The organism is Bradyrhizobium sp. CCBAU 51765 (assembly GCF_015291725.1).
Lineage (GTDB): Bacteria > Pseudomonadota > Alphaproteobacteria > Rhizobiales > Xanthobacteraceae > Bradyrhizobium > Bradyrhizobium liaoningense.
This window is the reverse complement of sequence record NZ_CP030038.1, coordinates 4,648,998-4,675,198: the sequence shown is the minus strand read 5'-3', so window position 1 is coordinate 4,675,198 and position 26,201 is coordinate 4,648,998. Positions and strand designations below refer to the sequence as shown.

General features: G+C 64.5%; 22 protein-coding genes. 11 read left to right on the top strand and 11 right to left on the bottom strand.

Annotated elements, in window-relative coordinates; translation table 11 throughout:
- Nucleotides 1–11: 11 nt before the first annotated feature.
- From XH96_RS22440 to lptF, 3 genes are read right to left on the bottom strand one after another with little or no spacing between them, the layout of a single operon-like run.
- On the bottom strand, nucleotides 12–2,501 hold the full coding sequence (locus XH96_RS22440; RefSeq protein WP_194387700.1) for an LPS-assembly protein LptD: 2,490 nt from the start codon (nucleotides 2,499–2,501) through the stop codon (nucleotides 12–14).
- A complete protein-coding gene (gene lptG, locus XH96_RS22435; protein ID WP_028178692.1) occupies nucleotides 2,501–3,598 on the bottom strand; it encodes an LPS export ABC transporter permease LptG in 1,098 nt (365 codons plus the stop codon). The genes XH96_RS22440 and lptG overlap by 1 nt, the downstream gene beginning before the upstream one ends.
- Nucleotides 3,595–4,764 (bottom strand): LPS export ABC transporter permease LptF, encoded by a 1,170-nt coding sequence (gene lptF / locus XH96_RS22430; RefSeq protein ID WP_194387699.1) that lies wholly within the window; start codon nucleotides 4,762–4,764, stop codon nucleotides 3,595–3,597. Before lptF ends, lptG begins: the two co-directional genes overlap by 4 nt.
- 338 nt (nucleotides 4,765–5,102) lie before the next feature.
- Here lptF and XH96_RS22425 point away from each other — a divergent pair, with 338 nt between their 5' ends.
- The 3 genes from XH96_RS22425 (at nucleotide 5,103) to XH96_RS22415 (ending at nucleotide 7,715) form a co-directional block, all read left to right on the top strand.
- Complete coding sequence (locus XH96_RS22425) at nucleotides 5,103–6,602, top strand: leucyl aminopeptidase (RefSeq protein ID WP_194387698.1); 1,500 nt, start codon at nucleotides 5,103–5,105, stop codon at nucleotides 6,600–6,602.
- A 6-nt stretch (nucleotides 6,603–6,608) separates the two neighbouring features.
- A complete protein-coding gene (locus XH96_RS22420) occupies nucleotides 6,609–7,061 on the top strand; it encodes a DNA polymerase III subunit chi (protein WP_061876475.1) in 453 nt (150 codons plus the stop codon).
- Nucleotides 7,062–7,226: 165 nt separating this feature from the next.
- Nucleotides 7,227–7,715, top strand: coding sequence for a hypothetical protein (locus tag XH96_RS22415; protein ID WP_194394217.1), 489 nt, complete (start codon nucleotides 7,227–7,229; stop codon nucleotides 7,713–7,715).
- A 10-nt stretch (nucleotides 7,716–7,725) separates the two neighbouring features.
- On the opposite strand, the gene XH96_RS22410 is transcribed toward XH96_RS22415, so the two are convergent.
- Nucleotides 7,726–8,460 (bottom strand): class I SAM-dependent methyltransferase, encoded by a 735-nt coding sequence (locus XH96_RS22410; RefSeq protein ID WP_246789708.1) that lies wholly within the window; start codon nucleotides 8,458–8,460, stop codon nucleotides 7,726–7,728.
- Between the two features lie 59 nt (nucleotides 8,461–8,519).
- Nucleotides 8,520–8,798 carry a hypothetical protein gene (locus XH96_RS22405; protein ID WP_194387696.1) on the bottom strand — a complete coding sequence of 93 codons (279 nt, stop codon included), beginning with the start codon at nucleotides 8,796–8,798 and terminating at the stop codon, nucleotides 8,520–8,522.
- A 99-nt stretch (nucleotides 8,799–8,897) separates the two neighbouring features.
- On the opposite strand from XH96_RS22405, the gene XH96_RS22400 reads away from it, so the two are divergent.
- The 5 genes from XH96_RS22400 to XH96_RS22380 all read left to right on the top strand — a co-directional run bounded on the left by XH96_RS22400 (nucleotide 8,898) and on the right by XH96_RS22380 (nucleotide 14,614).
- Complete coding sequence (locus tag XH96_RS22400; RefSeq protein WP_194387695.1) at nucleotides 8,898–9,200, top strand: DUF485 domain-containing protein; 303 nt, start codon at nucleotides 8,898–8,900, stop codon at nucleotides 9,198–9,200.
- The gene (locus XH96_RS22395) at nucleotides 9,197–10,888 is read left to right on the top strand and encodes a cation acetate symporter (RefSeq protein ID WP_194387694.1); all 1,692 of its coding nucleotides are present in this window, start codon (nucleotides 9,197–9,199) and stop codon (nucleotides 10,886–10,888) included. The genes XH96_RS22400 and XH96_RS22395 overlap by 4 nt, the downstream gene beginning before the upstream one ends.
- Before the next feature lie 113 nt (nucleotides 10,889–11,001).
- Complete coding sequence (locus XH96_RS22390) at nucleotides 11,002–12,804, top strand: putative nucleotidyltransferase substrate binding domain-containing protein (RefSeq protein ID WP_194387693.1); 1,803 nt, start codon at nucleotides 11,002–11,004, stop codon at nucleotides 12,802–12,804.
- A 1-nt stretch (nucleotide 12,805) separates the two neighbouring features.
- Entirely contained in the window at nucleotides 12,806–13,477 is a 672-nt protein-coding gene (locus XH96_RS22385) for a 3'-5' exonuclease (RefSeq protein ID WP_194387692.1), read from the top strand.
- Between the two features lie 168 nt (nucleotides 13,478–13,645).
- The gene (locus tag XH96_RS22380) at nucleotides 13,646–14,614 is read left to right on the top strand and encodes a tripartite tricarboxylate transporter substrate-binding protein (protein ID WP_194387691.1); all 969 of its coding nucleotides are present in this window, start codon (nucleotides 13,646–13,648) and stop codon (nucleotides 14,612–14,614) included.
- Nucleotides 14,615–14,704: 90 nt separating this feature from the next.
- On the opposite strand, the gene XH96_RS22375 is transcribed toward XH96_RS22380, so the two are convergent.
- From XH96_RS22375 to XH96_RS22365, 3 genes are all read right to left on the bottom strand, one after another.
- Nucleotides 14,705–16,564, bottom strand: coding sequence for an ABC-F family ATP-binding cassette domain-containing protein (locus tag XH96_RS22375; protein ID WP_194387690.1), 1,860 nt, complete (start codon nucleotides 16,562–16,564; stop codon nucleotides 14,705–14,707).
- Between the two features lie 46 nt (nucleotides 16,565–16,610).
- Entirely contained in the window at nucleotides 16,611–16,784 is a 174-nt protein-coding gene (locus tag XH96_RS22370; protein ID WP_194387689.1) for a hypothetical protein, read from the bottom strand.
- A gap of 212 nt (nucleotides 16,785–16,996) precedes the next feature.
- A complete protein-coding gene (locus tag XH96_RS22365) occupies nucleotides 16,997–17,251 on the bottom strand; it encodes a hypothetical protein (protein WP_028178706.1) in 255 nt (84 codons plus the stop codon).
- Nucleotides 17,252–17,564: 313 nt separating this feature from the next.
- On the opposite strand from XH96_RS22365, the gene ndk reads away from it, so the two are divergent.
- From ndk to XH96_RS22350, 3 genes are all read left to right on the top strand, one after another.
- Complete coding sequence (gene ndk / locus XH96_RS22360; RefSeq protein WP_035670008.1) at nucleotides 17,565–17,987, top strand: nucleoside-diphosphate kinase; 423 nt, start codon at nucleotides 17,565–17,567, stop codon at nucleotides 17,985–17,987.
- Between the two features lie 44 nt (nucleotides 17,988–18,031).
- Nucleotides 18,032–18,892, top strand: a complete 861-nt coding sequence (locus XH96_RS22355) for a TerC family protein (protein WP_194387688.1) — start codon at nucleotides 18,032–18,034, stop codon at nucleotides 18,890–18,892.
- 336 nt (nucleotides 18,893–19,228) lie between these two features.
- Nucleotides 19,229–21,565 (top strand): TonB-dependent siderophore receptor, encoded by a 2,337-nt coding sequence (locus tag XH96_RS22350; RefSeq protein ID WP_371739873.1) that lies wholly within the window; start codon nucleotides 19,229–19,231, stop codon nucleotides 21,563–21,565.
- A 6-nt stretch (nucleotides 21,566–21,571) separates the two neighbouring features.
- Here XH96_RS22350 and XH96_RS22345 read toward each other — a convergent pair whose 3' ends face one another.
- The 3 genes from XH96_RS22345 to XH96_RS22335 are packed head-to-tail and all read right to left on the bottom strand — an operon-like array spanning nucleotide 21,572 to nucleotide 25,995.
- Entirely contained in the window at nucleotides 21,572–21,883 is a 312-nt protein-coding gene (locus XH96_RS22345) for a DUF3240 family protein (protein WP_194387687.1), read from the bottom strand.
- Nucleotides 21,880–24,954: an efflux RND transporter permease subunit gene (locus XH96_RS22340; RefSeq protein ID WP_194387686.1), complete on the bottom strand. Its 3,075-nt coding sequence runs from the start codon at nucleotides 24,952–24,954 to the stop codon at nucleotides 21,880–21,882. The genes XH96_RS22345 and XH96_RS22340 overlap by 4 nt, the downstream gene beginning before the upstream one ends.
- Complete coding sequence (locus XH96_RS22335) at nucleotides 24,955–25,995, bottom strand: efflux RND transporter periplasmic adaptor subunit (protein WP_371739872.1); 1,041 nt, start codon at nucleotides 25,993–25,995, stop codon at nucleotides 24,955–24,957.
- Nucleotides 25,996–26,201 lie beyond the last annotated feature (206 nt).

Sequence of the window (26,201 nt, the reverse complement as noted above, 5' to 3'; positions counted from 1 at the left end):
TTCAAACCCGTTCACTGGAGGCCGGTGGAACTGCTGGTCGTCGACGAGTTCGCCAGCGTGCGCAGGCCGATTTGGAACATGAACGCGTGGCTCAGCACGGGCGGTGCGGTGCCCGCGGAATAGCTATACGAAGTTACATAGTTCGCCGCCAGCACGAAGCAATCGTCGACATAGCCGGCCCCGACCACATACTGGTTGATCTTGTTGGCCTCGAGGTCCCAGCGCGCCGAGCCCGACACCACCCAGTTGGTCGCGATCTTCAGCGAGCCTGTGGTCAGGATGCCCTCGCGGCGGGTCAGATAGCCGAGCTCGGGCTGGGCCGCGTAGTTTCCGTACAGCATGCTGACCGACCAGCGATTGAAGTTGGCGCGGCCTTCCGCCTCGAAGCGCTGCACGTTCCAGGTCTGCTCGTCCATGCGGGAGCGGACGCTGAACGTGTAGGTGCTGTTGGGCGAATAGCTGGCGCTCGTGACGTAATCGGATCGCGGCTTGTCGAGGCCGGAATCCAGGCCGGTATTGATGGTGTCCTGGACCGCGAAGGAGTTCAGGCCGAACAGCTGGTAGGACTGGCCGAACAGCACCTTGACGGCGCCGCCCTGGTCGAACTGCGTGGTGGACTGCACGCCGACATTGGCACGGCCGCCGCCCTCGACGCGGTCGTAGCCGGAGAACTTGTCCACGCTGAACAGGTTCGAGGCGTCGAACACCATGCTCTGGGCGTCCTCGTTCGGCAGCTTGCCGGCATAGGTCTCGTTCGGGCGGATGATGATCTGCGCGATCGGCTCGACGGTTGTCGAGCCCCAGGGCTGGATGTTGATGAACGGATAGCGGTACTCCAGGCCTACGGTCGGCATCAGGCGGAACGCCTGGGTGTCGCCGACGGGCAGGTAGTTCGACACGCCGGGCTGGTTGGAGACCGAGGAGTTGATCGCGTCGGCGCGCAGGCTGGCGAACGGCGTCCAGATCTGGCCGAGCGGATCGGTGAAGGATTTGCGCCACTGCGCCTCCGCCGTGAGGCGGGTGTAGGTGCCGGGGAAGCCGCGCAGCAGGCACTGCGAGGGCGTACGGGCCAGCGGATCGGCCGACGCCGTGGTGCACAGGCTGCTGGTGTTGGCGACCGTCGTGATCGGATCGAACACCGCCCCGTCACGCGACAGGTTGACGAAATTGGTCTTGTAGCTGAACTCGCCGCCGAACACCGGATAGTTGAGCACGTTGGAGTAGTCGATCACCGGATAGACGATCGGCACCTGGCTCTGGTTGCCCGAATAGCTCAGCCAGTACATCGTGCGCGCATCGAAGAAGCTGCGGTTGCCGACGCCGGTCAAATAGAGCTGCGACAGCGCTTCCGTCGGCAGCAGCAGGAACGAGCCGAGCGGGTCGCGGTACTGATAGAGCCGGTAGTCCGAGAAGAAATAATAGTCGGACATCAGGACGCCGTCCCAGCCCCAGACCCATTTGTCGTTCAATGCGAACTGACCCTTGGTGTCGATGGCGCCGCGGAAGTCGCGGTCGCCGGGCTGCCCGGCAAACGCTCCGGGATCGAGCTGGTTGATGCCGTACGCGCGGATCTGGTAGGCGCCGTCGATCAGGCGCTGCCGGAATTCGCCCTGCAGCAGCACGCCTTGCCGCGACAGGAAGCGCGGGGTGAAGGTTGCGTCCATGTCGGGCGCGATCGCCCAATAATAGGGAACCTCGACGCCATAGCCCGTGTTGTCCGTGCCGGAAATATAACCCGGTATCAGGAAGCCGCTCTTCCGCTTCACGGTCGGGTCGGGCGTCGAGAAATAGGGCATGTAGGCGAGCGGCACGCCAAAGAATTCGAGCTGCGCCGTCTCGAAATACAGCATCTTCTCCTGCTGGTCGTGGATGATGCGCGCACCCTTGACCTGCCACAATGGCGGCTTCTTCGGATCGTCCTTGCACGGCGCGCAGGCCGTGTAGACGCCGTTCTCGAACACCGTGTAGTTGCCGCTGGAGCGGTCGGCGCGGCTCGCGGCCATGCGGGTCTGGTCGGCCGTGTCCACGCGCAGCGAATCGACGAAACCGTCGCGGTAATCGTCGGAGAGATCCAGGATCTCGGCATAGGTGATCTTGCCGTCGGCATCCGTCATGCGGATGTTGCCTTCGGCATGAAGCCGCTTGGTCTTCTGATCGTAGATGACCCTGTCGGCCTCGACACTGGTGCCGTTGTAGAACAGCTGGACGTTACCGACCGCGGAGACGCGCGAATTGTTGTAGTCGTAGTCGACCTCGGTCGCCTGAACCAGCATCTGGTTGTCGTTGGCGACCCTCGGCGGCTTCGGACGCGGCGGCAGCGGATTGTAGGTAAAGCTCTGGGCGCTGGCCGGCGCCACAGTGGCAGCGCCGATCAGCCCGCCGAGCGAGGCGGCAGCGGCGACAGCGAGCATGAGCCTGCGAATGGACCAGCCGCACCCGTCCGCACGCACCAATGTGCGCCGCGTCAAACGAGACACGAGCCCTCGGTGGACGGCAGTCACTATCCGTCCTCCTGATAGAGCAAGGCCAAAAAGCCGGTGAGGCCGCCCACCACAACGGGCAACCACGCCGCAGCGATCGGATGCATCAACTCAGCCTTGCTCAAATCCTCAGTTACTTTCGACAGAACGTAGAGCAGAAAGCCTGCGCCCACGCCACTCAAAACCATCTTCTGCACGCCGCCCATCCGGAAGAAGCGCAACGACACGGAGGCCGCGAGCATCACCATGGCCGCAAGCAAAAACGGCTGTGCCAGAAGCTTCTGATACTGGAGTCGGTAACCTGCTGTCGCGAAGCCCGAGCTCTCGGAGGAGCGGATGTAGCTCGGTAGTTGCCAAAAAGACACAGTCTCGGGTGTGGAAAAGCTGTTGCGGACCTGCGCTTCGGTCAGCGTCGTCGGAATCTCCAGGCTGGCCTGCTCGATCGGCGGCGCGTCCAGCGAGAAGCGGCGGACGCCCTTGAACAGCCAACGGCCGGCCTCGAGCGTCGCCTCGCGCGCCTCGACCCGTTCCTTGAAGTGCTGGTCCGGGTCAAACCGGAACAGCGTGAGCCCCGTGAGCCGGATGCCCTGCTGCTCGCTCCGCGCCGCATTGATGATCGTCTGGCCGTCGCTGGTCACCTGATTGAGCCAGAAGCCGGAGGCGTCCTGGATGCCGCCGCCGGGCGCCGAGCCGAACAGCTCGGCTTCCATGCGCTTGGAGGCTTCGCGCAAATTGGCCGACATCGGATTGTAGGCGACGGTGGCGATCACCCCGATCAAGAGCGCGCTGCCGAGCGCCGGCGAGATGAACTGCCACGCGGAGATGCCGGCGGCGCGCGCCACCACGAGCTCGAGCCGGCGGGAGAGGGCGAGATAGCAGGTCATGGCGCCGATCAGCATGCAGAACGGCGTCAGCTTCTCCAGCAGTTGCGGCACCCGGAACAGCGAGGTCTCGGCCACCATGATCGCGGAGGCGGAGGCGAGGCCCGAGGTCTTGCGCACCATCTCGATGTAGTCGACCAGCACCAGCAGCAGGAAGATGCTGGCGAACACGCCGAGTGCCGCCACCACGAAGCGGCCGGCGAAATAGCGCCCGAGTGTGTTGGTGAGCATGCTCATGCGGCGGCCGGGCGTCCGAACAGCCGCGCGATCCGTGCGTTCGACCTGTTGATGGCCTCCATCAGGCCAGGGGGCGGCTCGACCACGAAGCCGCCGACAATCATCCAGAGCCCGACGCCGATGGCGCCCAGGACCATCGCGTATTGGGCCAGCACCGCGCCCGGAGATTTCACCGCCATCACCGAACAGGCGAAGCCGGCCATGCGCAGGCCGAACACCGCGATGATCGAGGAGCCGATCGAGAAATTGCGGCTCTGGCGGGTGGTGCGAGGCGCGCCCAGGAAGGCGAAGGTCAGTACCGCAAAGGCGAAGGGATAGACTGGCGCCAGGATGCTGTCGTGCAGGGCCGAGCGGAACTGGCCGGGAATCTGCTTGTAGACTGGATCGTCCTCGGACGGCGAGAACAGCTCCCAGAGATAGCGTTCGCGGATGCCGAGGGTGACGTCGCGGCCCTGGCCCGAGAACTTCGACATGTCGAAGCCGTAGCGGCCGAAGGCCACCAGCGCGGGATCGCGCTTGCCCGCCTCGAAGCGCTGGAGATTGCCGGTCTCCAGCACCAGGAACGAGCCGGTGTCGTTCTTCACGACCTCGCCATGCTCGGCCACGATCGAGACGCGCTCGTTGGGATCGCGGCGGTCGTCGATGAAGATGCCGGCGAGGATGCCGCCGGGCAGGCGCTCGCGGATCCGGATCGTCAGGTTCTTGTCGAGCTGGGCGAAGCGGCCGGGCTGGAGGATGTTGGTGAGCACGTCCGCGGTGATCTCGGCGTCCCACTGCTTGATCCGCCGCATGCCGTCGGGGGCGAGATAGGCCGCGATGAAGGCAACCAGCAGCGCCACCACGCAGGTGGCATAGAAGAATGGATAGAACAGCCGGAACGGCGAGAAGCCGGCGGCATTCATCACGATGATCTCGGAATCGGTCGCGAGCTTGTTCAGCGTATGCGAGATCGCGATCATCAGCGCGATCGGCGAGATGATCAGGACCAGGGCCGGGATGACCAGGCTGGTGATGCCGAGGAAGGTGAGGATGGTCTGACCCTGGCTCGTCATCAGGTCGATGCCGCGCAACGCCTGCGTAATCCAGATCACGCCGGTGAGGCTGACCAGGACGAGCGCAAACGACGCCAGCGTCGTGCGGAAAATATACCTATCGATCGACCCCATGCGCTACCGCACGAATCCCCATCAGCCCCGATGTCGACCAGAATTCCGGCTGTCCAACCAATCCCCGATCAGGGGATCCCCAAGGTTGGCCATCAGCTCTTCCGGTGGTTCACTTTCTCACTACCATCCCTTTGATCCGTCAACAAAATGGCTGCCCCGTGGCACCTTCAATATATGGTTAATATTTCGCTGGTTGTGGCCGGGCGGCCACGGCGGCGCTTGGCATCGGGCAGCCCGCTGGCCCATAGTAGGGCAAGCCTCAGTGAATCGCCGTTCAGCTTCGGCTGGGACCGGCACCGCCGAACGGCGAAAAGTTTCATGCATTAAAGGAGTTACCCATGTCCGATGCCATCAAGGTCGGCTTTGTCCCCTTGTCTGCCGCCCCCCGTGGCATCCTGGTGGTGTTCTGCGATGACGGCCTGAAGCTCGGCCCGGCGACGGCCAAGGCACTGGGGGGCGCTGTCGATCTTGTGAAGCGCGCGGCGGCCGCCGCCGCCTTCAGAGGCAAGAGCGCGGCCGCGCTCGACATTCTGGCGCCGGACGGCGTGAAGGCGACCCGGCTGATCGTGATCGGCGCCGGCAAGGCGACCGGCCTGAAGGCGAACGATTTCCTCAAATTCGGCGGGGTGGCCGCGAGCAAGCTGCCCTCCGGCACCAGCGCCATGACCATCATGGCGGAGCTGCCCGGCGGCGCGATGACGAGCGAGCAGGCGGTGGCGATCGCCTCGGGCCTTCGCTTACGCACCTACAAGTTCGACCGTTACAAGACGAAGAAGAAGGAGGGCGAGGAGGGCGGCACGCGTGCCGACATCTCGCTTGCGGTTGGCGATGCCGGTGCTGCGAAGAAGGCGTTTGCCTCGGCCGCCCACGTCATCGACGGCGTGATCATCGCGCGCGACCTCGTCAACGAGCCGCCGAACGTGCTGTTCCCCGAGGAATTCGCGCGCCGCGCCGGCCAGCTCCGCAAGCTTGGCGTCAAGGTCGAGGTGCTCGACGTCAAGGCGATGCAGAAGCTCGGCATGGGTGCGCTGCTCGGCGTCGGCCAGGGTTCGGCGCGGCCGAGCCGCACCGTGATCATGCGCTGGGACGGGGCCAGGAAGGGCGAGGCGCCGGTCGCTTTCGTCGGCAAGGGCGTCTGTTTCGACACCGGCGGCATCTCGATCAAGCCGGCCGGCAGCATGGAGGACATGAAGGGCGACATGGGAGGCGCGGCCTGCGTCGTCGGCCTGATGCATGCGCTCGCTGCGCGTAAGGCCAAGGTCAACGTGGTCGGCGCCATCGGTCTCGTCGAGAACATGCCCGACGGCAACGCCCAGCGGCCGGGCGACATCGTCACCTCGATGTCCGGTCAGACCATCGAGATCATCAATACCGACGCGGAGGGCCGCCTCGTGCTCGCCGACGTGCTCTGGTACGTCGCCAAGAAGGTGAAGCCGAAATTCATGGTGGACCTGGCGACGCTGACCGGCGCGATCATGGTGGCGCTCGGCATCGAGCACGCCGGCATGTTCTCCAACAATGACGAACTCGCCGACCGGCTGCTCGTGGCCGGCGTCGAGAGTGGGGAGAAGGTCTGGCGGATGCCGCTCGGCCCCGAATACGACAAGCTGATCGATTCCCAGTTTGCCGACATGAAGAACACCGGCGGCCGCCATGGCGGCTCGATCACTGCGGCGCAGTTCCTCCAGCGATTCGTCGACGGCACGCCCTGGGCGCATCTCGACATCGCAGGCACCGCCATGGGCGCACCGAAGACCGACATCAACCAGAGCTGGGGAAGCGGTTACGGCGTCCGCCTGCTCGATCGCCTGGTCTCCGACCATTACGAACGCAAATGACCCGAGATGACTGAAGTATTGTTCTACCATCTGCAAAACATGACGGTGGAGAATGTGTTGCCGCCGCTTCTCGAGAAATCGCTCGAGCGCGGCTGGCGCGTCGTGGTGCAGTCGAGCTCGGAGGAACGCGCCGATGCGCTCGATTCGCATTTGTGGACCTATCGCGACGATTCCTTCCTGCCGCACGCGACATGGCGGGTGAACGACGTTGCCGATCAGCCCATCGTGCTGGCGATCGAGGGGGGCAATCCCAACGGTGCCAATGTCCGCTTCCTGATCGACAACGCCGTGCTGCCGGAGGACTCGCAGGGCTATGAGCGCATGGTCCTGCTGTTCGACGGCGACGATCCGGATGCGCTTGCGCTCGCCCGCGCGGCCTGGACCGATTGCAAGGCGCGGGGATTTGATGTCACCTACTGGCAGGCCGACGAGCGGGGCCGGTGGCAGAAGCGGAATTAGCGGCCGTCAGCAATTAATGATAATTTGCAGTTTGTGAACGATGCTGGCTTCGGCCACCTTCGTGCCGCAAAGGGATGTTGGGACAATCGTTTAGGGCTGGTCCTTCAGGCGGGGAATTAGTTTATCGTGCGACATCAAAAGCTTCCCGGCTCGCTCATGATTGCGTTGGCTGCCGTAGCACCGCTGCTTGCGGGCTGCTCGGGGACCGATCTGCTGTCGAAGGACGCAGAATGGTTCCAGAAGCCGGGCCGTCTCTTCATCAAGAACATCTCGATCGAATCGCCGCCGCTCACGCCTGACAAGCCGGTGGGAGCCGAGGACCTCGTCAGCGCCGACGGCGCCTGTCCGGGCATGGCGCCGCCTCCCGGGCCCGCCGACGCCAATGCGTCGACGACGGCCCCCGCACCGATGGGCGGCACGGTCGCGCTCGGGCATACCGAGTGCGACGTTGTGCGCGGCATCGGCGCGCCTTCGAACGTCAACCTGTCCACCGACGCTGTCGGCCGACGCGTCGCCGTCGTGACCTGGACCACCGGCCCGCGCGCCGGCATCTACACCTTCACCGCCGGACGTCTGTCCTCGATCGAGGGCAATCCCGAGCCGCAGCCGGTGCCGAGGGCGATCAAGCCGAAGGCGAAGAAGGCGGCGACGTAAGGGCCGCGCATCACGCGGCTTTTCGCCCTTTGATCGCCGTCGCCCAGGCGTGGACCGTGATCGCTCCCGTCGCGCTTGCCGGAAGTCTGTCCTGCAGCCGGCGTTTCAACTCGGCGCTCTCTGCATCGGACAGCTTTCCCGCGACGCCGGTCGGACTGCTCACGACCATCGACAGCCAATAGTCGTCGAAGTTCACAAACGTCCGCTCGACGACGAGCTCGCGGGTTTCGATATCGCGGAGGCCCAGCTCTGCCCAGAGTGCCTTCAGGGCCGCAAAACGCGAGACATCCGCGCTCGGCGGACGCGCCGTCGGCTGGCCCATGGCATCCAGTTCCTCCCACAAGGGCTGTGTCGGCGTGCCACCGCGCGTGATGTCCCAGGTGTAGGACGCGACCATGCCGCCGGGCTTGGTCACGCGCGCCAATTCGGCCGCACCTTTTTTGGGATCGGGCACGAAAAACAGCACCAGCGCCATGATAGCCGCGTCGAAGCGCGCATCGTCGTAGGGAAGCGCCAACGCATCGCCAACCGAAAGCTCGACCTGCTTCGCCGATATCCGCTGCTGTGCCGCTGCGATCTGAGCTTCGGACGGATCGATCGCGCTCACGTGCGAGGGAGCAGCTCCTGCGAGGATCATCTCCGTGAACGCGCCGTTTCCGCAGCCGACGTCGACCCACGACAGACCTGGTCTCAGCGCCAGCCAATCCAGGAAAAGTGCCCCGGCCGATCGGCTCCAGGGCGCCATGAAGCGTTCGTAAGCCGCGCCGTCGGTGAACTTGATCGGTTCGGGTGTCGACATTTGAGCTATCCTTCATCATTCCCTTGCTTGCAGATCGCTTGGGCTGGAAATTGCTTGAGCTGGAAATTGCTTGGGCAGAAAATGCCGATCGTCCTCGATCGTGGAGCCGGGTCATCCGTGATGCGCTGACGCAAATTCCAGCCTAATCCCAAATGCGCGGAAGCGACACGGGCCATTTGGTCGGCAGGCGCCGATAGTTCCCGAGCCATCGCCTCTCTGCCTCGCGTCGGACGCGCCGCCTGCAGACACATCGCACGGGATTGACCGAGCTTGATCTGGATCATGGAGCTCTGTCGGCCGTCAGTGCAGGCTGGAATAGTCCCCGAGAGAAGGGGCTGCCGTCATGGCAAGAGATTTCAGAGGACCATCCAGGGATCATTGACATGAGCAACCTCGCAAAGATTGAACGCGATCCGAATTACCAGGAACTCGTGCGCCGACGTTCCTCGCTGGGCTGGCTGCTGTCGGCGATCATGCTTGTCGTCTATTTCGGCTTCATCCTGCTGGTGGCCTACGCTCCCAAGTTTCTGGGAATACCACTGGGCACCGGCGTGACGACGATCGGTATTCCGATCGGACTGTCCGTCATCGTGCTCGCCTTCGTGCTGACGGGCATCTACGTCCGTCAGGCCAATTCCAGCTATGACGTACTCATCCGCAAGATTGTCGAGGAGAACCGCTCGTGAAGAGATTCGCCTGGCTATCGGTAATTCTGCTCGCAAGCGTGCCCACCATCGCACTCGCGGCCGGCGCCGTCGAGGGCGGCTCGAAGCAGGCGACCAACTGGGCGGCGATCGGCATGTTCGTCGGGTTCGTCGCGCTGACGCTCGCCATCACCTATTGGGCCGCCAAACGGACCGCATCGGCTGCAGATTTCTACTCGGCCGGTGGCGGCATCACGGGATTCCAGAACGGACTTGCGATCGCGGGCGACTACATGTCGGCGGCGTCGTTCCTCGGTATATCGGGTCTCGTCTACACCTCGGGCTACGACGGCCTGATCTACTCGGTCGGCTGGCTCGTGGGATGGCCGATCGTCACCTTTCTGATCGCCGAGCAGTTGCGCAATCTCGGAAAGTTCACTTTTGCCGACGTCACGTCGTTTCGACTGGGGCAGACCGAGATCCGGATCCTGGCGGCGTGCGGCTCGCTGGTGACTGTTGCATTCTACCTGATCGCGCAGATGGTCGGGGCCGGCAAGCTGATCCAGCTGTTGTTCGGTCTCGATTACTGGATCGCAGTCGTCCTGGTCGGCGGCCTGATGATGATCTACGTGACGTTCGGCGGCATGAAAGCGACGACGTGGGTGCAGATCATCAAGGCCGTGCTGTTGCTCTCGGGGGCGACGTTCATGGCCGGAGCCGTCCTCTACAAGTTCGGGTTCAGCCCCGAAGCCCTGTTCACCAAGGCCACCGAAGTGCATCCCAAGAAGCTCGCGATCATGGAGCCCGGCACCCTGATCTCCAATCCGCTCTCGGCCGTCTCGCTCGGCCTGGCGCTGATGTTCGGAACGGCGGGCCTGCCTCACATCCTGATGCGCTTCTTCACCGTGAAGGATGCCCAGGCTGCCCGCAAGTCGGTGTTCTACGCCACGGGTTTCATCGGCTACTTCTACATCCTGACCTTCATCATCGGCTTTGGCGCGATCACGCTGGTATCGACCGACGCGATGTTCCTGGATGGGAGCATCCTCGAGAAGACCAAGAGCGGAATCGCGGCGATCAAGGGCGGCTCCAACATGGCGGCGATTCACCTCGCGAACGCCGTGGGCGGCAATCTGTTCCTTGGCTTCATTTCGGCCGTTGCCTTTGCCACGATCCTTGCCGTCGTCTCGGGCCTGGCTCTGGCGGGGGCGTCCTCCATCAGCCACGATCTCTACGGTATGGTGATCAAGGGCGGGAACGCGAATGAGCAGGACGAGATCCGCGTGTCGAAGATCGCGACCCTGGTGCTTGGCGTGCTCGCGATCTTCCTCGGCATCGTGTTCGAGAACCAGAACGTCGCCTTCATGGTCGGCCTTGCTTTCGCCATCGCGGCCTCCTGCAATTTCCCCGTGCTGGTGATGTCGATCTTCTGGAAGGACCTGACGACGCGGGGCGCGGTGGTCGGCGGCTTCCTGGGCCTCGTCAGCGCGGTTGTCGGTGTGGTGCTCTCGCCGGCCGTCTGGGAGGCGACGCTTGGCTTCGCCAAGGGATCGGCTCCGATCAAGCTGGACAATCCGGCGCTGTTCTCGATGGCCATCGCCTTCGCGGGGATCTGGCTGGTCTCGATGCTGGATCGCAGCAAGCGTGCCGCGGTCGATCGCGATGGCTTCGATGCGCAATATGTCCGCTCCCAGACTGGTATCGGAGCTGCTTCGGCGACGGCTCACTGAACGAGGGTCCAAGAACGTTGCCTCGGCACCGGCGGGCCGGTTGGCCTCGCCGGTGCGACGCGTTCGATGATCAAGCGTCGAGGCTTCGGCAGTCGCATCTTCGAAAGGTCGAAATGCCCAAGGCGTTCGATATCAGCAACCCGCCGTTCGATCGTCTGACGCCCAACGAAGCCGAGACGTTGCGGGCCGTGCTCGACATCGCCTACTTCAGTCCGGGAGAAGCGATCATCAGGCGGGACGTTCCGGCGGAGGCGCTCTATGTCGTGATCAAGGGCATCGTCGAGGAGCGGAGCGAGGTTGACCTGCTCGCATTGCTCGGCCCCAAGGACACGTTCGACAGTCGCGCGCTCGTTTACGATCATAGCGGCCACCAGTTCTTCGCCCGCGACGAGACGCTCTGCTATGTGATCCCCAGGAAGGTCGCCCTCGATCTGATCAAGGCAAATCCGCGCTTTGCCGCGTTCTTTTACCGCGAGATATCCCAGAAGCTGGACGAGCTCGCCAACGATGAGGAGGCGCAGCGCTACGGCTCGTTGATGCACGCCAAGGTCGGCGAATTGTTCCTGCATCCGCCGGTGTTTCTGGCGGCAAGCGACACGATCGAAGCCGCCGGTCACCTGATGCGCGAGATCAACAGCAATGCGCTGCTCGTCCGGGACGGCGAGCGGATCGGCATCGTGACGGGCATGAACCTGTCCAAGGCGGTGGTGCTGAGGCGCCAGTCGATCCAGACCCCGGTGGGCACGCTCGCGAACTACGATATCGTGTCCTTGCGACGTGACGATTTCGTCTCCTCGGCTCTCCTGCTGATGACCAAGCACAACAAGCGGCGACTTGTCGTGCGCGAGGATGAGGAATTCGTCGGAATTCTGGAGGAGATCGACCTTCTGGGATTTCTGGCCGGAAGCGCCCAGATCACCGCCGGCCGCATCGATCGCGCCTCGAGCCGGCAGGATCTTGCCACCGCAGCGCGCGAGATCGAGACGCAAACGCGCGTGCTGCGGCGGCAAGGCGTCAAGGTGGAGGTCATTGCGGAGATCGTCTCCGATCTCAACCGGCGCCTGCTGTCGCGATTGTTTGACATGCTCGCGCCGGCCAAGCTGCGCACCGGCAGCTGTCTGATCGTGATGGGAAGCGAGGGGCGGGGGGAGCAGACCGTACGGACCGATCAGGATAACGGGCTCATCCTGGCCGGCCCGGTGCAGGGCGAGATCCTGGAGGCGTTCCGTCACGACTTCTTCGAGGCTCTCGAGAGCTTCGGCTTTCCGTCCTGTCCCGGCGACATCATGGTGCGCAATCCGGCATGGTCCAGGCCGCTCTCCGACTATCTCGCAGACCTGCGTCGCTGGATCGTGCTTCCCGACCAGGCCGGGCACATGAATGTGGCCATCATCTATGACGCGCAGGCGATCGCGGGCGATGAGCAACTCCTGGACGACGCCAAGACGGCGCTGCTCGATATGACCCGGGGCGAGCAGGCGTTCATGGCCCACTTTGCGCGCGCGGTTGACGCGTTCGAGACGCCGATCGGTCTCTTCAACAATTTGATCACGTCCGAGGGGACGGGAGACGCGCTCGACCTCAAGAAAGGTGGCATCTTTCCGATCGTGCACGGCGTTCGCAGCCTGGCGCTCGAACAGGGGCTGCGGGAGACTTCGACTGACAAGCGCATCTCGCGGCTATGTGAGCTCGGCGTGCTGCAAGCGGATTTTGGACGCGACCTGAAACAGGCCTTCCGGTTCCTGCTGATGCTTCGGCTCGACGGCCAGCTGGCCGCCTCCGCCGGCGCATCGGGGACACTGGTGCGGCCGGCGCAGCTGTCCAGCATGGAACGCCACCTCCTGCGTGATACGCTCCAGGTGGTGAAGAAGTTTCGCGAGATCGTCGGTCATCATTTCAAGCTCGGCATGTTCTAGAATGCTGCCTCGCGCGATCAAGCGACTGTTGCACCAGGCGACCTTGAGCGACCAATCCTACCGCTTCATGTTCGGCCGTGCGCCTGACGACGAGTTCGTCGTCATCGATTGCGAGACCACCGGTCTGAACGTGCGAACGGACGACGTTGTCGCGATTGCCGCGATCAAGATCCGCGGCAGTCGGATTTTGACCAGCGAGCGTTTCGAAGCCATCGTCCACCCTGACAGGGAGCTCGGGGCGGAGGCGATCAGAATTCACCACTTGCGCCGGTCCGACGTCGAAGCGGCGCCGATCGTCTGGAAGGTGCTGCCGAGCTTTCTGCACTTCATCGGGCCACGCCCGTTGATCGGCTATTATGTCGATTTCGACATCGCCATGCTGAACAAGTACATCCTGCCGCTGGTGGGCATTGAGCTGCCCAACGAACGCATCGAAGTGTCGCGGCTTTACTACGACCGCAAATACGGCGACGCGCCGCCAAACACAACGGTCGATCTGTCATTCGCCGCGATGTTGCGCGACCTCTGCATTCCGCCGCTCGGACAGCATGATGCCTTCAACGACGCATTGATGACCGCCATGATGTTCGTGCAATTGCGCGACCTGACCCGGCGCGGCGTACGCATCGCGCGCCAACGGACCAGCCCCGTCTTCAATCCGACCGGGGCATGACCGGTGCCAGAGAGAGCTCGTCGCGAGCCTGCGGCTCAGAGCCCGCTTTTCGCGCGTCGGCGGCGCGATCATGATCGTGATCGCCACACTGCCGATGAAATCGCTTTCGTGATGGCCCCGCGCCCCGGAATGCGCTTTGATGGCGCCAACAACAATCTGGAGGAGACTATGCGGTTCTTCACTGCCCTCATATCGGCCCTGCTATTGCCGCTCGGTGCGGCCATCGCCCAGGATTATCCGACCAGGCCGATCACCATGCTGGTGCCGTTCGCCGCCGGCGGGCCGACCGACACCATCGCGCGGCTGACCGCGGCGGGTATGGCGAAATCCCTGGGACAGCAGGTCATCGTCGAGAACGCGACCGGCGCCGGCGGCACCATCGGCACGACCCGCGCCGCGCGCGCCCAGCCGGACGGGTACACGCTGCTGATCCATCATGTCGGCATCTCGACTGCCGCGACGCTCTACCGCAACTTGAGCTATGATACGAAGACGGCCTTTGCGCCGATCGGTCTCGTGACCAACGCGCCGATGACCATCATCGCGCGTCCCGATTTCCCGGCCGACACGCTCAAGGAACTGGTCGCCTACGCCCAGCAGCAGGGCGACAAGCTGACCTACGCCAATGCCGGGCTTGGCGCGGCCTCGCATCTGTGCGGCATGCTGTTCATGACCGCGATCCAGAAGCAGCTCACCACGGTGCCCTACAAGGGCAACGGCCCGATCATGAACGATCTGCTCGGCAAGCAGATCGATCTCACCTGCGATCAGGCCACCAACACCACCGGGCCGATCACGGCCAAGCAGGTCAAGGCCTATGCGATCACCACCAAGGAGCGGCTGAAGAGCCTGCCCGACCTGCCGACGGCCGACGAGGCCGGCCTCAAGGGTTTCGAGCTCGGCGTCTGGCACGGGATCTATGCGCCCAAGGGCACGCCGCCCGCGATCGTTCAGAAGCTGACCGCGGCGCTTCAGACCGCACTCAAGGATCCGGCGCTGATCGCCCGGTTCAACGACATCAACACCGAGCCGGTGCCGCAGGACAAGGCGACGCCCGAGGCGCTGGGCGCGATGCTGACGAGTGAGATCGACCGCTGGGCGCCGATCATTAAGGCGGCGGGACAGTATGCGGACTAAGCCAGCCTGTAAGGACATGCAGTTCAATGACTTGTAGTTAGGTAATTTGTTACCCGTACGGTGCATGGGGTTGTTTTCGAGGTTTTGAATCTACCCCGCCGCCTCGTCGAACTGCGTGCTCGCCTCCAGCCATTGCTCCTCCGCGCGCGCCAGCGCGTCGGCGGCATTGGCGCGGGCCTTCGACAATTGCGCGGCCTGCTTGGGGTCGCGCGTAAAGATGTCGGGCAGGGCGAGCGCAGTGTCGATCTTGGCGATGATCTCGCTGACGCGGGCGATCTCGGCCTCTGCTTCCGCGATGCGCTTCTTCAGCGAGCCGCGATTGTCCGACCTTGCGCGCTGCGGCTTCTCGCTCGCGGCGCTGCGCTCGCGCGGGGCTTCCGCGTTGCGCGCGGACAGCACCAGGCGGCGGTATTCGTCGAGGTCGCCGTCGTAGTTGGTCACGGTGCGGTCGGCGACGATCCAGAGCCGATCGGCGCAGGCCTCGATCAGGTAGCGGTCGTGCGAGACCATGATCACCGCGCCGGGGAATTCGTTGATCGCCTCCGCAAGCGCGGCGCGGCTGTCGATGTCGAGATGGTTGGTCGGCTCGTCCAGGATGATCATGTTGGGGCCGAAGAAGGTCGCAAGGCCCAGCAGCAGCCGCGCCTTCTCGCCGCCCGACAATTTGCCGACCCTGGTGTCGGCGGCCTTGCCGGAGAAGCCGATCGCGCCGGCGCGGGCGCGCACCTTCGCCTCCGGCGCATCCCCCATCAGCTTGCGGACGTGGTCGTAGGCCGAGGCGTCCTCGTTGAGCTCGTCGAGCTGGTGCTGCGCGAAATAGGCGATCGACAGCTTGTCAGCGCGCGTCACCTTGCCCGAGAACGGCGCAAGGCGTCCGGCGAGCAGTTTCACCAGCGTCGATTTGCCGTTGCCGTTGGCGCCGAGAAGCGCGATGCGGTCGTCATTGTCGATGCGCAGGGTGACGCGGTTCAGCACCGGGCTTGCCGGATCGTAGCCGACCGAGGCGTTGTCGACCGCGATGATCGGCGGCGACAGGATCTTCTCCGGCGCGGGGAAGCTGATCTCGCGCACGTCCTCGGTGACCAGCGCCGTGATCGGCTTCAGCCGCTCCAGCATCTTCACACGAGACTGCGCCTGCCGCGCCTTGGAGGCTTTCGCCTTGAAGCGATCGACGAAGGCCTGCAGGCGCGCACGTTCGGCCTCCTGGCGCTTGACCGCCTTCGCGTCGAGCAGCTCGCGCGCGGCGCGCTGCTCCTCGAAGGAGGAATAGATGCCCTTGTAGAGCGTGAGCTTGCCGCGCTCCAGATGCAGGATCTGGTCGACCGAGCTTTCCAGCAGGTCGCGGTCGTGGCTGATCACGATCACCGTGCGTGGATAGTGCGCGAGGTGATCCTCCAGCCACAGCGTGCCTTCGAGGTCGAGATAATTGGTGGGCTCGTCGAGCAGCAGAAGGTCGGGGGCCGCGAACAGCGTGGCGGCGAGCGCGACGCGCATGCGCCAGCCGCCGGAGAATTCCGCGCAGGGGCGGAGCTGGTCGGCGGCGGAGAAGCCGAGGCCGGAGAGGATCGCGGCGGCGCGGCTCGGCGCCGAATGCGCGTCGATGTCCACGAGCCGGGTCTGGATCTCGGCGATGCGGTGCGGATCGGTCGCGTGCTCGGCCTCGGTCAGCAGCGCGTCGCGTTCGAGGTCGGCCTTGAGCACGACCGTGATGAGGCTTTCGGGGCCGTTCGGCGCTTCCTGCGCGAGGCTGCCGATGCGCCAGCGCGGCGGAAGGGTCACCGAGCCGTGCTCGGCCGCGAGCTCGCCGCGGATCACCTTGAACAGCGTCGACTTGCCGGTGCCGTTGCGCCCGACCAGGCCGACGCGTGATCCGGGCGTGATCTGCACGGAACTCTGGTCGATCAAAAGGCGTCCGGCGAGACGGATGGAGAGATCGGTGATCGCAAGCATGCGGCCTTGTCACCGCAAGGCGCGCCGAACGCAACTCGTTTTTCCGTCAGTGCGGCTCCCGCTCGCGCTGCCTCAATTCGTTGAGGAGCTGCTCGAGATGTGTCGGGAGGCGAGGTTCGGGGCGGAGGCTCTGCTGCAGCCGCTCGCCCACCGCATCGCAAATCGAGCGGCTGGTGCGCCGGTCGATCTGTTCGCTGTCATTGGCAAGGAGGTCAGCCATTGCAGGGTTCGGTGCTCTCAAGGTAAGTACGCGGTACCAAGTCATTGCCGCCCAAATAGTTTCGCCGGCGGCGGCCTGTGCCGGGCATTCTCGTAAAAATTGCATGAACTGCGTCTTTTCCGCTCAAGGCAAAGCCCCGGCGAGGGGGCGCCGGGGCTTCTCCTGGAAGGTACCCGGGGGGCTTGGGTACCCTCGGGAAGGTGCTGACGGGCTCAGTAGCAGCGGTTGATCAGCCGCCAGCGGGGTCCCCAGGGGGTCGGGACCAGCCGGCGCACATAGCAGCCGCCATAACCGTAGGAGACGGGGCCGCCGGCGTAGAAGCGCGGTCCGCCCCAGCCGTGGCCGTGGTGCCAGCCGCCGCCGTGCCAGCCCCGGCCGCCGTGCCAGTGCGCGGAGGCCGAGGTCGGTGCCAGCGCGGCACCCAGCGCAACCGCGGCGACGGCGGCAAGCGAAAGTTTCCTCCACATGGTGATCTCCTAAAGACTGCCGGCGCGGGGCTATCGCGCCGATGGAAAGGCCGCCGAAACGATCCGCCTGGTGATCAGGCTTCGGTTTCGATGGGGCCGACCTTACGCCGGTGAAGCTGAACCGATCCCTGACGGCGGTTTCAGATTGGGTTCATCTGGGTGAAATCGTTGTCATCCATGCTGGAATCGGCAGCCGCCCCCGCGGCAAGCGCCTGTGCGGGCCATTTCGGCGGGTCGCTTGCCGTCCGGCAAAGGCGCCGATATAAGCCCCGCAACTCCGAACCGCCGCTTTCTTCTTCCCAAGGACAACATTATGGCCATCGAACGCACTTTCTCGATCATCAAGCCCGACGCGACCGAGCGTAACCTGACCGGTGCGGTCAACGCCGTGATCGAGAAGGCGGGCCTGCGTATCGTCGCGCAGAAGCGCATCCGCATGACCAAGGAGCAGGCCGAGACCTTCTACGCCGTCCACAAGGCGCGCCCGTTCTTCGGCGAACTCGTCGCGTTCATGACCTCCGGCCCGGTGGTGGTTCAGGTTCTGGAAGGCGAGGGCGCGATCGCCAAGTACCGCGAGGTGATGGGCGCGACCGATCCGGCCAAGGCTGCCGAGGGCACCGTCCGCAAGCTCTACGCAAAGTCGATCGGCGAGAACTCGGTGCACGGTTCGGATGCGCCGGAGACGGCCGCGATCGAGATCGCGCAGTTCTTCTCGGGCAACGAGATCGTCGGCTGATCCATCGGCCGACAGGTTAGGGACGACGGGCGAAAGGACTGATTGTGGACTGGCTTTGGCAGATCTTCGATCCCGCAACGATCGGGGCATTCTTCACCCAGTTCCGCAACGAGATGGCCGAACCGACCTTCTGGATTGCGGTCGGCAAGATCATCTGGATCAACATCCTGCTCTCCGGCGACAACGCGCTGGTGATTGCGCTCGCCTGCCGCGGTCTCTCGCCGCGCCACCGGCTCTGGGGCATGATCTTCGGCGCCGGCGCTGCGGTGATGCTGCGAATCATCTTCACCGGCATCGTCGCCACCCTGATGGGGCTGCCGTACCTCAAGCTCATCGGTGGTCTCGCGCTGGTCGTGATCGCGGCCAAGCTGCTGGTGCCGGAAAACGATGACGAGGACGACGTCGAGTCCGCCTCGCATCTGTGGCACGCCATCCAGATCGTCGTGGTCGCCGACATCGTCATGAGTCTCGACAACGTCATTGCGGTCGCCGCCGCGGCCAATGGCAGCGTGCCGCTCCTGATCCTCGGCCTCGCCATCAGCGTGCCGCTGATCGTCGCCGGTGCCGCGCTGATCATGGCGCTGCTCGCAAAGCTGCCGGTGCTGGTCTGGGCTGGCGCTGCGCTGCTCGGCTGGGTCGCGGGCGAGGTGATCGCGACCGACCCGGGCGTTGCGCCAAAGCTGCACACGCTGGTCGACGGACCGCTGGGCACCTCGCTGGACAGCATGCTCGGCGCGCTGCGCATCCCGCCGCAGTTCGGACATGGCGGGGCAGGCGGCGAATATCTCTGTGCCATGCTCGGCGTCGTGGTCGTGCTGGTGGTCGGCTACATCTGGCGCCGACGCAGCCTGACCCAGGCAGCGCTCGAATCCTCCGAGCGCCACGCCAAGGCCTCCGCGGAGTGACGCTGCGGCTCTGATCAGCGTGGCCTTCCTCTCCAGCGATGAGAGGCGACCACATCACCGAGACGCGTGCCGCGTCGGCGATCACCGGCCACAGGTTCGGCGCAGGCGCCCGAATCCCTCCATCGTTGCGTTCGTATGACCGGCGTGCATCGCGCTTCGCGGGAGCTCGCGTCGTGCGCGCGGACGTTGCGTGGAGAGTCGCCCTGCGCAACCCTCACGCGATTTAGATCTTGTCTTATTATAAACTACTGAGATTCAAGGGTACTTTCGTTGACTCGATGAAGGTTCCCACGGCACCTCGCCCCGACGTTCATGTTCATGAAATCGGAAGGTGCGATGTCGTCGAAAGTGCTTTGTCGTCCTGTTGCCGTTGTTGCCGCTCGCATCAAGACGCTTCTGACCTGCGCCAGCCCGAGAGCCTTCGCGATTTCCGTGGTCTCCATTGCCTTGTGCAGCGACGGCGTCCTGCACGGCACCAGCGCGCAGAGCGCCGCGCCTGAGGCGGCGGGGGGAAGCACGTTGCCGGCGGTGACCGTCACCGCAGACGCGCCGAAGCCGCGCGCACGCCCGCGCTCCAATCCAGGCCGCAGGGCGGGCCGCGGCGCGCCTGCGAATGATCGGGCCAAGCGGCAGGCGGAAGCGACCCCCACTGCTGCGAGGCCCGGCGCGCTGCCGCCGACCTACGCAGGCGGGCAGGTGGCACGTGGAGGCCAGGTCGGCTTGCTCGGCAACAAGGATTTCATGGATACGCCGTTCAATATCACGAGCTACACGGCGAAGAAGATCGAAGATCAGCAGGCCGTTACCGTCGCCGACGTCGTCAGCAACGATCCTTCGGTCCGTTTCACCGGCCAGGCCGGCGGCATCCTCGACTCCTTCTTCATCCGCGGCTTTCCGATCGGCGAGGGGAATGTCGGAGAGATTGCCTTCAACGGCGTCTATGGCGTTGCGCCGAACTACCGTGTGTTCACCGACTACGTCGAGCGCATCGAAATCATCAAGGGCCCGACCGCGCTGCTTTACGGCATGGCGCCAAACAGCAGCGTCGGCGGCACCATCAACATCGTTCCGAAGCGTGCAGGGGACGTCGACCTCACGCGGGTCACGACCGACTATGCGACGAACACCCAGCTCGGCACCCATGTCGACGTGAGCCGGCGGTTCGGCGAGAACCGCGAATTCGGCATTCGCGTCAACGGCAGCTATCACAATGGCGATACGCCGCTGGACAACCAGACCAGGGAGGCGCATGTCGGCTCCGCGGCGTTCGACTATCGCGGCGAGAAATTCAGAGCCTCGCTCGACTTCATCGATCAGGAGGAAAAGTTCGACGCACCAACGAGGCCGTTCCTGGTCGCAACCGGCGTCGCCGTCCCGACCGCGCCGGTCGGGCGGCGCAATGTCACGCAGTCCTGGGAATGGGCCAAGGTTCACGACAACTCGCTGTTGGCGCGCGCCGAATACGATGTCACTGAGAGCGTGACGGTGTTCGCTGATGCCGGCGGTGGCAGGACCCAGGTCGATCGTCTGTTCGGGACGCCGACGATCCTGAACGCGGCGGGCAACACCACGTCGACGCCGGGACGGTTCAAATTCGACATCGACCGGAACGTGGCCGACGCCGGCCTTCGCGCCCGGTTCGACACCGTAGCGATCAGTCACGCCGTGACCTTCCAGGGCAGCTATTATATTGATGAGGTTTCGCGAGGCTCGGTGAACGGCACGCCGGTGCTGTCCAACATCTATGCGCCGATCGCTCGTCCCCAGCAGCTCGTTCCGGCTCCCGCGACCGTGCCGAAGCTGTCGGACACCGAGCTGACCGGTCTTGCGCTGGCCGACACCATGTCGGTTTTCCAGGAGCGCCTTCAGCTGACCCTCGGCGTGAGGCAACAGGGCGTCAAGTCGAACAACTACAACACCATCACGGGAGCCGTGACCTCCGCCTACGACCAGACGGCGTACACGCCGATGGTCGGAGTCGTCGTCAAGCCCTGGAGCCACGTTTCGCTGTACGCCAATTACATCGAAGGGCTCAGCAAGGGCGACGTTGCTCCGACGACGGCGAGCAATCAAGGAGAGGTCCTGGCGCCTTATTTCAGCAAGCAGAAGGAAGCAGGCGTCAAGGTCGATCTCGGCATGCTCGCCACCACGATCAGCCTGTTCGAGATCACCAAGCCGTCGGGACAGCTGGGCCTCGACAAGATTTACCGGGCGGATGCCGAGCAGCGCAATCGCGGCGTGGAATTCACCGTGTTCGGAGAAGTTCAGCCGGGCCTTCGAGTCCTCGGCGGCGTGACGCTGATCGACGCGGAGCTGACGAAGACCAGCACGCTCGCCAATTTCGGCAAGACGCCGATCGGCGTGCCCCAGGTGCAGGCCAATCTGTCCACCGAATGGGACACCCCGTTCGCGCCAGGACTGACGCTGGTCGCAAACGCTATCTATACCGGGCATCAATATCTGGATGGCGCAAACACGCAGGTCATTCCGGCCTGGACAAGGCTCGACCTTGGTGCGCGCTACGCCACGCGCATCAACAACCGGCCGGTCACGCTCCGGGCCCTGGTCCAGAACGTGTTCGACACCAATTACTGGGCTGGCGTCGCGAGCTTCTCCGCACTGGCGCAAGGCTCGCCGCGAACTGTGCTGTTGTCGATGTCGACGGATTTTTGAGGTGCTTCACTCGATGGTGCCGAATTCCGTCACAGGCGTGCTCCAATAGACGAGCTTGGTCCCGGCAAATGAGATCCGCAGCCGGTCGAGCAAGTTGTCGGCATCGCTCCTCGCCAGGATCATCTGCACCGCCGTCTGATCGGCGTGGCCCTTCACGCGTTCGGCGGCCGTCCGCAATCGAACGTCCGCGCCGTGACCCGCGCCGTGCGATGCGGTGAATCCCGAAACGAGGTCGGTCTGTTCGGCGAGATAATCGAACACCTCCTCGCGGAGCTGATGCGGTACGATCAGCGTGAGGCAGACCGGTCCATCGGTCATTTCGCCACCTTCGACGTTCCACCGTAGCGGCGATACAGGATCGGCAGGAGAATCAGGGTGAGCAGCGTGGAGGACATCAGCCCTCCGATCACGACGACGGCGAGCGGCCGCTGCACCTCGGACCCCGGCCCGGACGCGAACAGCAGCGGGATCAAGCCGAGCGCCGTGATGCTCGCGGTCATCAGCACCGGCCGAAGCCTGCGCATGGCACCCTCGACGACGATGCGATCCTCGCTCAGGCCATGGGCCCGGAGTTGATTGAAGTAGGACACCAGAACGACGCCGTTGAGGACAGCGATGCCGAGCAGCGCGATGAATCCGACCGAGGCCGGCACCGACAGATACTCGCCCGTCAGGACCAGTGCGAAGACGCCTCCGATCAGGGCAAAGGGAATGTTGACCAGCACCAGCAAGGCCTGCCGGATGGCCCCGAATGTGGTGAAGAGCAGCAGGAAGATGAGACCGATCGCAACCGGGACCACGATTGACAGGCGCGCGGCGGCGCGTTGCTGGTTCTCGAACTGCCCGCCCCAGGTCAGCCGGTAGCCGCTCGGGAGCGGAAGTTCGGTCGCAACCTTCTGGCGGGCCGCTTCGACGAATCCGACCATGTCGCGGCCGCGGACGTTGGCGCGAACGACGCTCATGCGCGCGCCGTCTTCGCGGTCGATCTTCACCGGCCCGTCCACGCGCTGGATTCGCGCGACCTGCGACAGCGCGACATGCTGTCCGGAAGCGAGCGTCAGCGGCAGGCTCGCCAGCAGCGTCGGCGCCTCCCTGTTCGTCTCGCTGCCGCGGACGAGAATGGGGGTGCGGCGACCCTCCTCGAGCGCCGTCCCGATCGTTCGGCCCTCGATCTGGGTACGGAGCGAGTTGACGATGGAATCCACGGTCAGGCCGAGGCGGCCGGCCTCCATGCGGTTTACCGAAACCGTGTAATATTGAGCGCCTTCGTTCAGCGTGGTGTAGACGTCCTCGGCGCCGTCGATGCTGGACAGGATCGCCGACAGCTTGGCCGCAGCCTCGTTCAGCCTGGCGATGTCGGGGCCGAAGATCTTCACGGCGACGTCGCCACGCACGCCGCTGATCATCTCCTGCACGCGCATGTCGATGGGTTGGGTGAAGCTGAGCGAGATGCCCGGAAAGCCGGACAGGACCTCGCGGAGCTTCTGCAGCAGGGCCTCGCGATTATCGGTCTGCCTCTCGGCAGCGGGCTTGAGCACGAGGAACGTGTCGGTCTGGTTGGGGCCCATGGGATCGAGGCCGAGCTCGTCCGACCCGGTCCGCGCGACGATGCCGGCAATGTCAGGCACGGCCAGAAGTGCCTTCTGGAGCCTCGCATTCATGGCGAGCGACTCGTCGAGATTGACGGAAGGCAACGTCTCCACGCTGACGATGACATCGCCTTCGTCCATCGTCGGCATGAAGGTCTTGCCGAGCCTGGTATAGGCGAATCCCGCGGCGACCAGGCCGATCAGTGCCGCAGCCATCACCTTGCGCTCGTTCTTCAGGGCCCAGTCCAACGCAGGCGCGTAGACCCGTTGCGCCGCACGGACCAGCATGGGATCGCCGTGCGACCCGGACTTGAGCACATAGGAGGTCATGACCGGGATCACGGTGAGCGCCAGCAGCAGTGAACCGGTGAGCGCGAAGATGATTGCGAGCGCGACCGGGATGAACAGCTTCCCCTCCAATCCCTGCAGCGTCAGCAGGGGTATGAATACGATGATGATGATGAGGACGCCCGAGGCCACCGGTTCCAGGACTTCGCAAACCGAACGGTACACCAGGTGGATCAGCGGAGCAGCTTTGCCCGGTTCGTGCTTGCCGAGATTGCCGACGATGTTCTCGACCACGACGACCAGCGCGTCGATCAACATGCCGATCGCGATCGCAAGTCCGCCGAGGCTCATCAGGTTGGCCGACATCCCGACCACGCGCATGACGATCAATGCGAAGACGATGGCCAGCGGCAGGCTGAGAGCGATCACCAGCGAGGCCCGCCAGTTGCCGAGGAAAAGCAGCAGGAGAACGATGACGAGGGCGGTCGCCTCGCCGAGCGCCCGCACCACGGTGCCGACCGCGCGGTTGACCAGGTGGCTGCGGTCATAGAACACGTTGATGGAGACGCTTTTCGGCAGCGAGGGTTGCAGCTCCGCGAGCCGGGCGCGCACGTCGCGGACGACCTGACCGGCGTTGGCACCGCGCAAGCCGAGGACGAGGCCCTCGACCGTCTCGCCGCTGCCGTCCGACGTGACTGCGCCGTAGCGAGTCAGCGTCCCGACTTTGACGCTCGCCACGTCGTTGACCATGATGGGCACGCCCTCGCGGGTGTCAACGACAATCGCCTTGATGTCTTCAACCGATCGGATGCTTCCCTCGATCCGGACCAACGCGCTATCCTCGCCCTGGTTGACCCGTCCGGCACCGTCGTTGCGACTATTGGCTTCGATGGCCCGGCGAAACAGGTCGTAGGAGATGCCGCGCGCGGCGAGCGCATCGTTACGCGGGACGATCTCGAAGGCGCGGACGTAACCGCCGAGCGCATTGACGTCGGCAACGCCGGGGACCGTTCGCAGCGCAGGACGGATCACCCAATCCAGCAAGGTTCGGCGCTCGGCGAGCGAAAGCTCAGGACTGTCGATCGTGAACATGAACATCTCGCCGAGGGGGCTCGTGATCGGCGCAAGTCCTCCGCTCACCCCCTCGGGGAAATCACGCGCGATGTTCGACAACCGCTCCGATACCTGGTTGCGCGCCCAGTAGATGTCGGTGCCGTCCTCGAAATCGACGGTGATGTCGGCCAGTGCATATTTCGTGGTCGAACGAAGGACCTTCTTGTGCGGCAATCCGAGCAGTTCGAGCTCGACGGGGACCGTGATGCGCTGCTCGACCTCTTCGGGCGTCAGGCCCGGCGCCTTCATGATGATCTTCACCTGAACCGGAGAGACATCGGGAAACGCGTCGATCGGCAGGCCGGGCAGGAGGACGGCGCCGGCGCCCACCAGCAGCAGCACACTCAGCAGAACGAACAATCGCTGCGAAAGCGCGAACGCAACCAGGCGCCGGAGCATCTATTGCCCCAGGCCGGAGAGAATGCCGCGAAGCGCCGAGATGCCGCCGATCGCGATCTCGTCCTGCTCCGTGATTGGACCGGACACCACGACATGGTCCTGGTCGTCCGCAACAAGCTTGACCGGGACCAGCCGGAAGCCACCGGCTATGGCAATGAACACCGAGGTCCGTTCACCCCGCCGCACCAGCCCGCTATAGGGAATCTCCCACGCGCTTTCGCCGGCGGAGAGAAAGCCGATGCGGGCGGCCGTGGTCTGACCGGGATGCAGCTCTCCGTCGTTGGGGATTTCCGCGCGAACCAGGATGGTCTGGGTGGCAGGGTCGATGGTCTCGGAGACCAGCACGACCTTGCCGGGGGTGGAATAGCCCTCGATCTCGACTTTCGCGCCGGCGCGGATCGCGCGAATATTGGCTGCAGGAACTGCGATTTCCGCCCATAGCGGTGAGAGCCGCGCCAGCTTGACGAGCGGCGCGGATTGTTCGAGCCGCTGCCCCGGCGACACTGCGACCTCGACGACGGATGCGGTTTGCGGCGCATTGACCGTGAGCGTCGCGCTGATCGCCGCTTGCTGGGCGAGCCGAGAAATGGCTTCGTCGGACATCCCGCTCAGATGCAGCATCTGACGCCGCTCGGCGACCACGAGAGCGGCCTGGCGCGCTTCCGCCTGGCTGGCCTCCAGCACGCGCTGCGGCACGGCCTTGCCCTCGAACAGATCGGCATTCCGCTTCAGCTGCTGGCTGGCGAGATGCTCCTGGGCGATCGCGTGCAGGTAGTCGCGCTGCTGGGAGACGAAACTTGGGCTCTCCAGCGTGACGAGCGGTTGGCCGGCCGAGGTGCGGTCACCGCGCCCGACGAGGAGAGTGGCGACCATGCCGGCCACCGGCGCACTGACGACCCACATTTGCTGTGTGGGGATCACGATCTTGACGGGATAGGGCAGCGTCAGATCGGTCCGGATCGCGACCGGGTGGGTCACACGCACTCCGAGATTGCGCGCCTGAGCCTCGCTCAGCTTCAGCTCATCCTCAGCCATCGCCATGGAAGGAAACAAGCTCCATGCAATTGCAACGAGCATGCGAGCCAGCGCGCCCCGAGAAGAGGCGGGAAGGAGAGTTTCGTGGCGGACTCGCATGAGGAATGTCCCACGCTCACCGGCGAGCGAAGTGCTGTTCGATTGCACGTTTAGCCTACTCCACCACCGCGTTGATGAGTTGATCTGCCTCAAGCGGCTCAAGCGAGACAGCC

Excerpts from the sequence above, each read along its gene's own strand:
- lptG (WP_028178692.1), bottom strand. The coding sequence starts at position 3,598 with ATGAGCATGCTCACCAACACACTCGGGCGCTATTTCGCCGGCCGCTTC.
- lptF (WP_194387699.1), bottom strand. The coding sequence starts at position 4,764 with ATGGGGTCGATCGATAGGTATATTTTCCGCACGACGCTGGCGTCGTTT.
- XH96_RS22425 (WP_194387698.1), top strand. The coding sequence starts at position 5,103 with ATGTCCGATGCCATCAAGGTCGGCTTTGTCCCCTTGTCTGCCGCCCCC.
- XH96_RS22420 (WP_061876475.1), top strand. The coding sequence starts at position 6,609 with ATGACTGAAGTATTGTTCTACCATCTGCAAAACATGACGGTGGAGAAT.
- XH96_RS22410 (WP_246789708.1), bottom strand. The coding sequence starts at position 8,460 with ATGGCGCCCTGGAGCCGATCGGCCGGGGCACTTTTCCTGGATTGGCTG.
- XH96_RS22405 (WP_194387696.1), bottom strand. The coding sequence starts at position 8,798 with ATGATCCAGATCAAGCTCGGTCAATCCCGTGCGATGTGTCTGCAGGCG.
- XH96_RS22400 (WP_194387695.1), top strand. The coding sequence starts at position 8,898 with ATGAGCAACCTCGCAAAGATTGAACGCGATCCGAATTACCAGGAACTC.
- XH96_RS22390 (WP_194387693.1), top strand. The coding sequence starts at position 11,002 with ATGCCCAAGGCGTTCGATATCAGCAACCCGCCGTTCGATCGTCTGACG.
- XH96_RS22385 (WP_194387692.1), top strand. The coding sequence starts at position 12,806 with ATGCTGCCTCGCGCGATCAAGCGACTGTTGCACCAGGCGACCTTGAGC.
- XH96_RS22380 (WP_194387691.1), top strand. The coding sequence starts at position 13,646 with ATGCGGTTCTTCACTGCCCTCATATCGGCCCTGCTATTGCCGCTCGGT.
- XH96_RS22375 (WP_194387690.1), bottom strand. The coding sequence starts at position 16,564 with ATGCTTGCGATCACCGATCTCTCCATCCGTCTCGCCGGACGCCTTTTG.
- XH96_RS22370 (WP_194387689.1), bottom strand. The coding sequence starts at position 16,784 with ATGGCTGACCTCCTTGCCAATGACAGCGAACAGATCGACCGGCGCACC.
- XH96_RS22365 (WP_028178706.1), bottom strand. The coding sequence starts at position 17,251 with ATGTGGAGGAAACTTTCGCTTGCCGCCGTCGCCGCGGTTGCGCTGGGT.
- ndk (WP_035670008.1), top strand. The coding sequence starts at position 17,565 with ATGGCCATCGAACGCACTTTCTCGATCATCAAGCCCGACGCGACCGAG.
- XH96_RS22350 (WP_371739873.1), top strand. The coding sequence starts at position 19,229 with ATGTCGTCGAAAGTGCTTTGTCGTCCTGTTGCCGTTGTTGCCGCTCGC.
- XH96_RS22345 (WP_194387687.1), bottom strand. The coding sequence starts at position 21,883 with ATGACCGATGGACCGGTCTGCCTCACGCTGATCGTACCGCATCAGCTC.
- XH96_RS22340 (WP_194387686.1), bottom strand. The coding sequence starts at position 24,954 with ATGCTCCGGCGCCTGGTTGCGTTCGCGCTTTCGCAGCGATTGTTCGTT.
- XH96_RS22335 (WP_371739872.1), bottom strand. The coding sequence starts at position 25,995 with ATGGCGATGGCTGAGGATGAGCTGAAGCTGAGCGAGGCTCAGGCGCGC.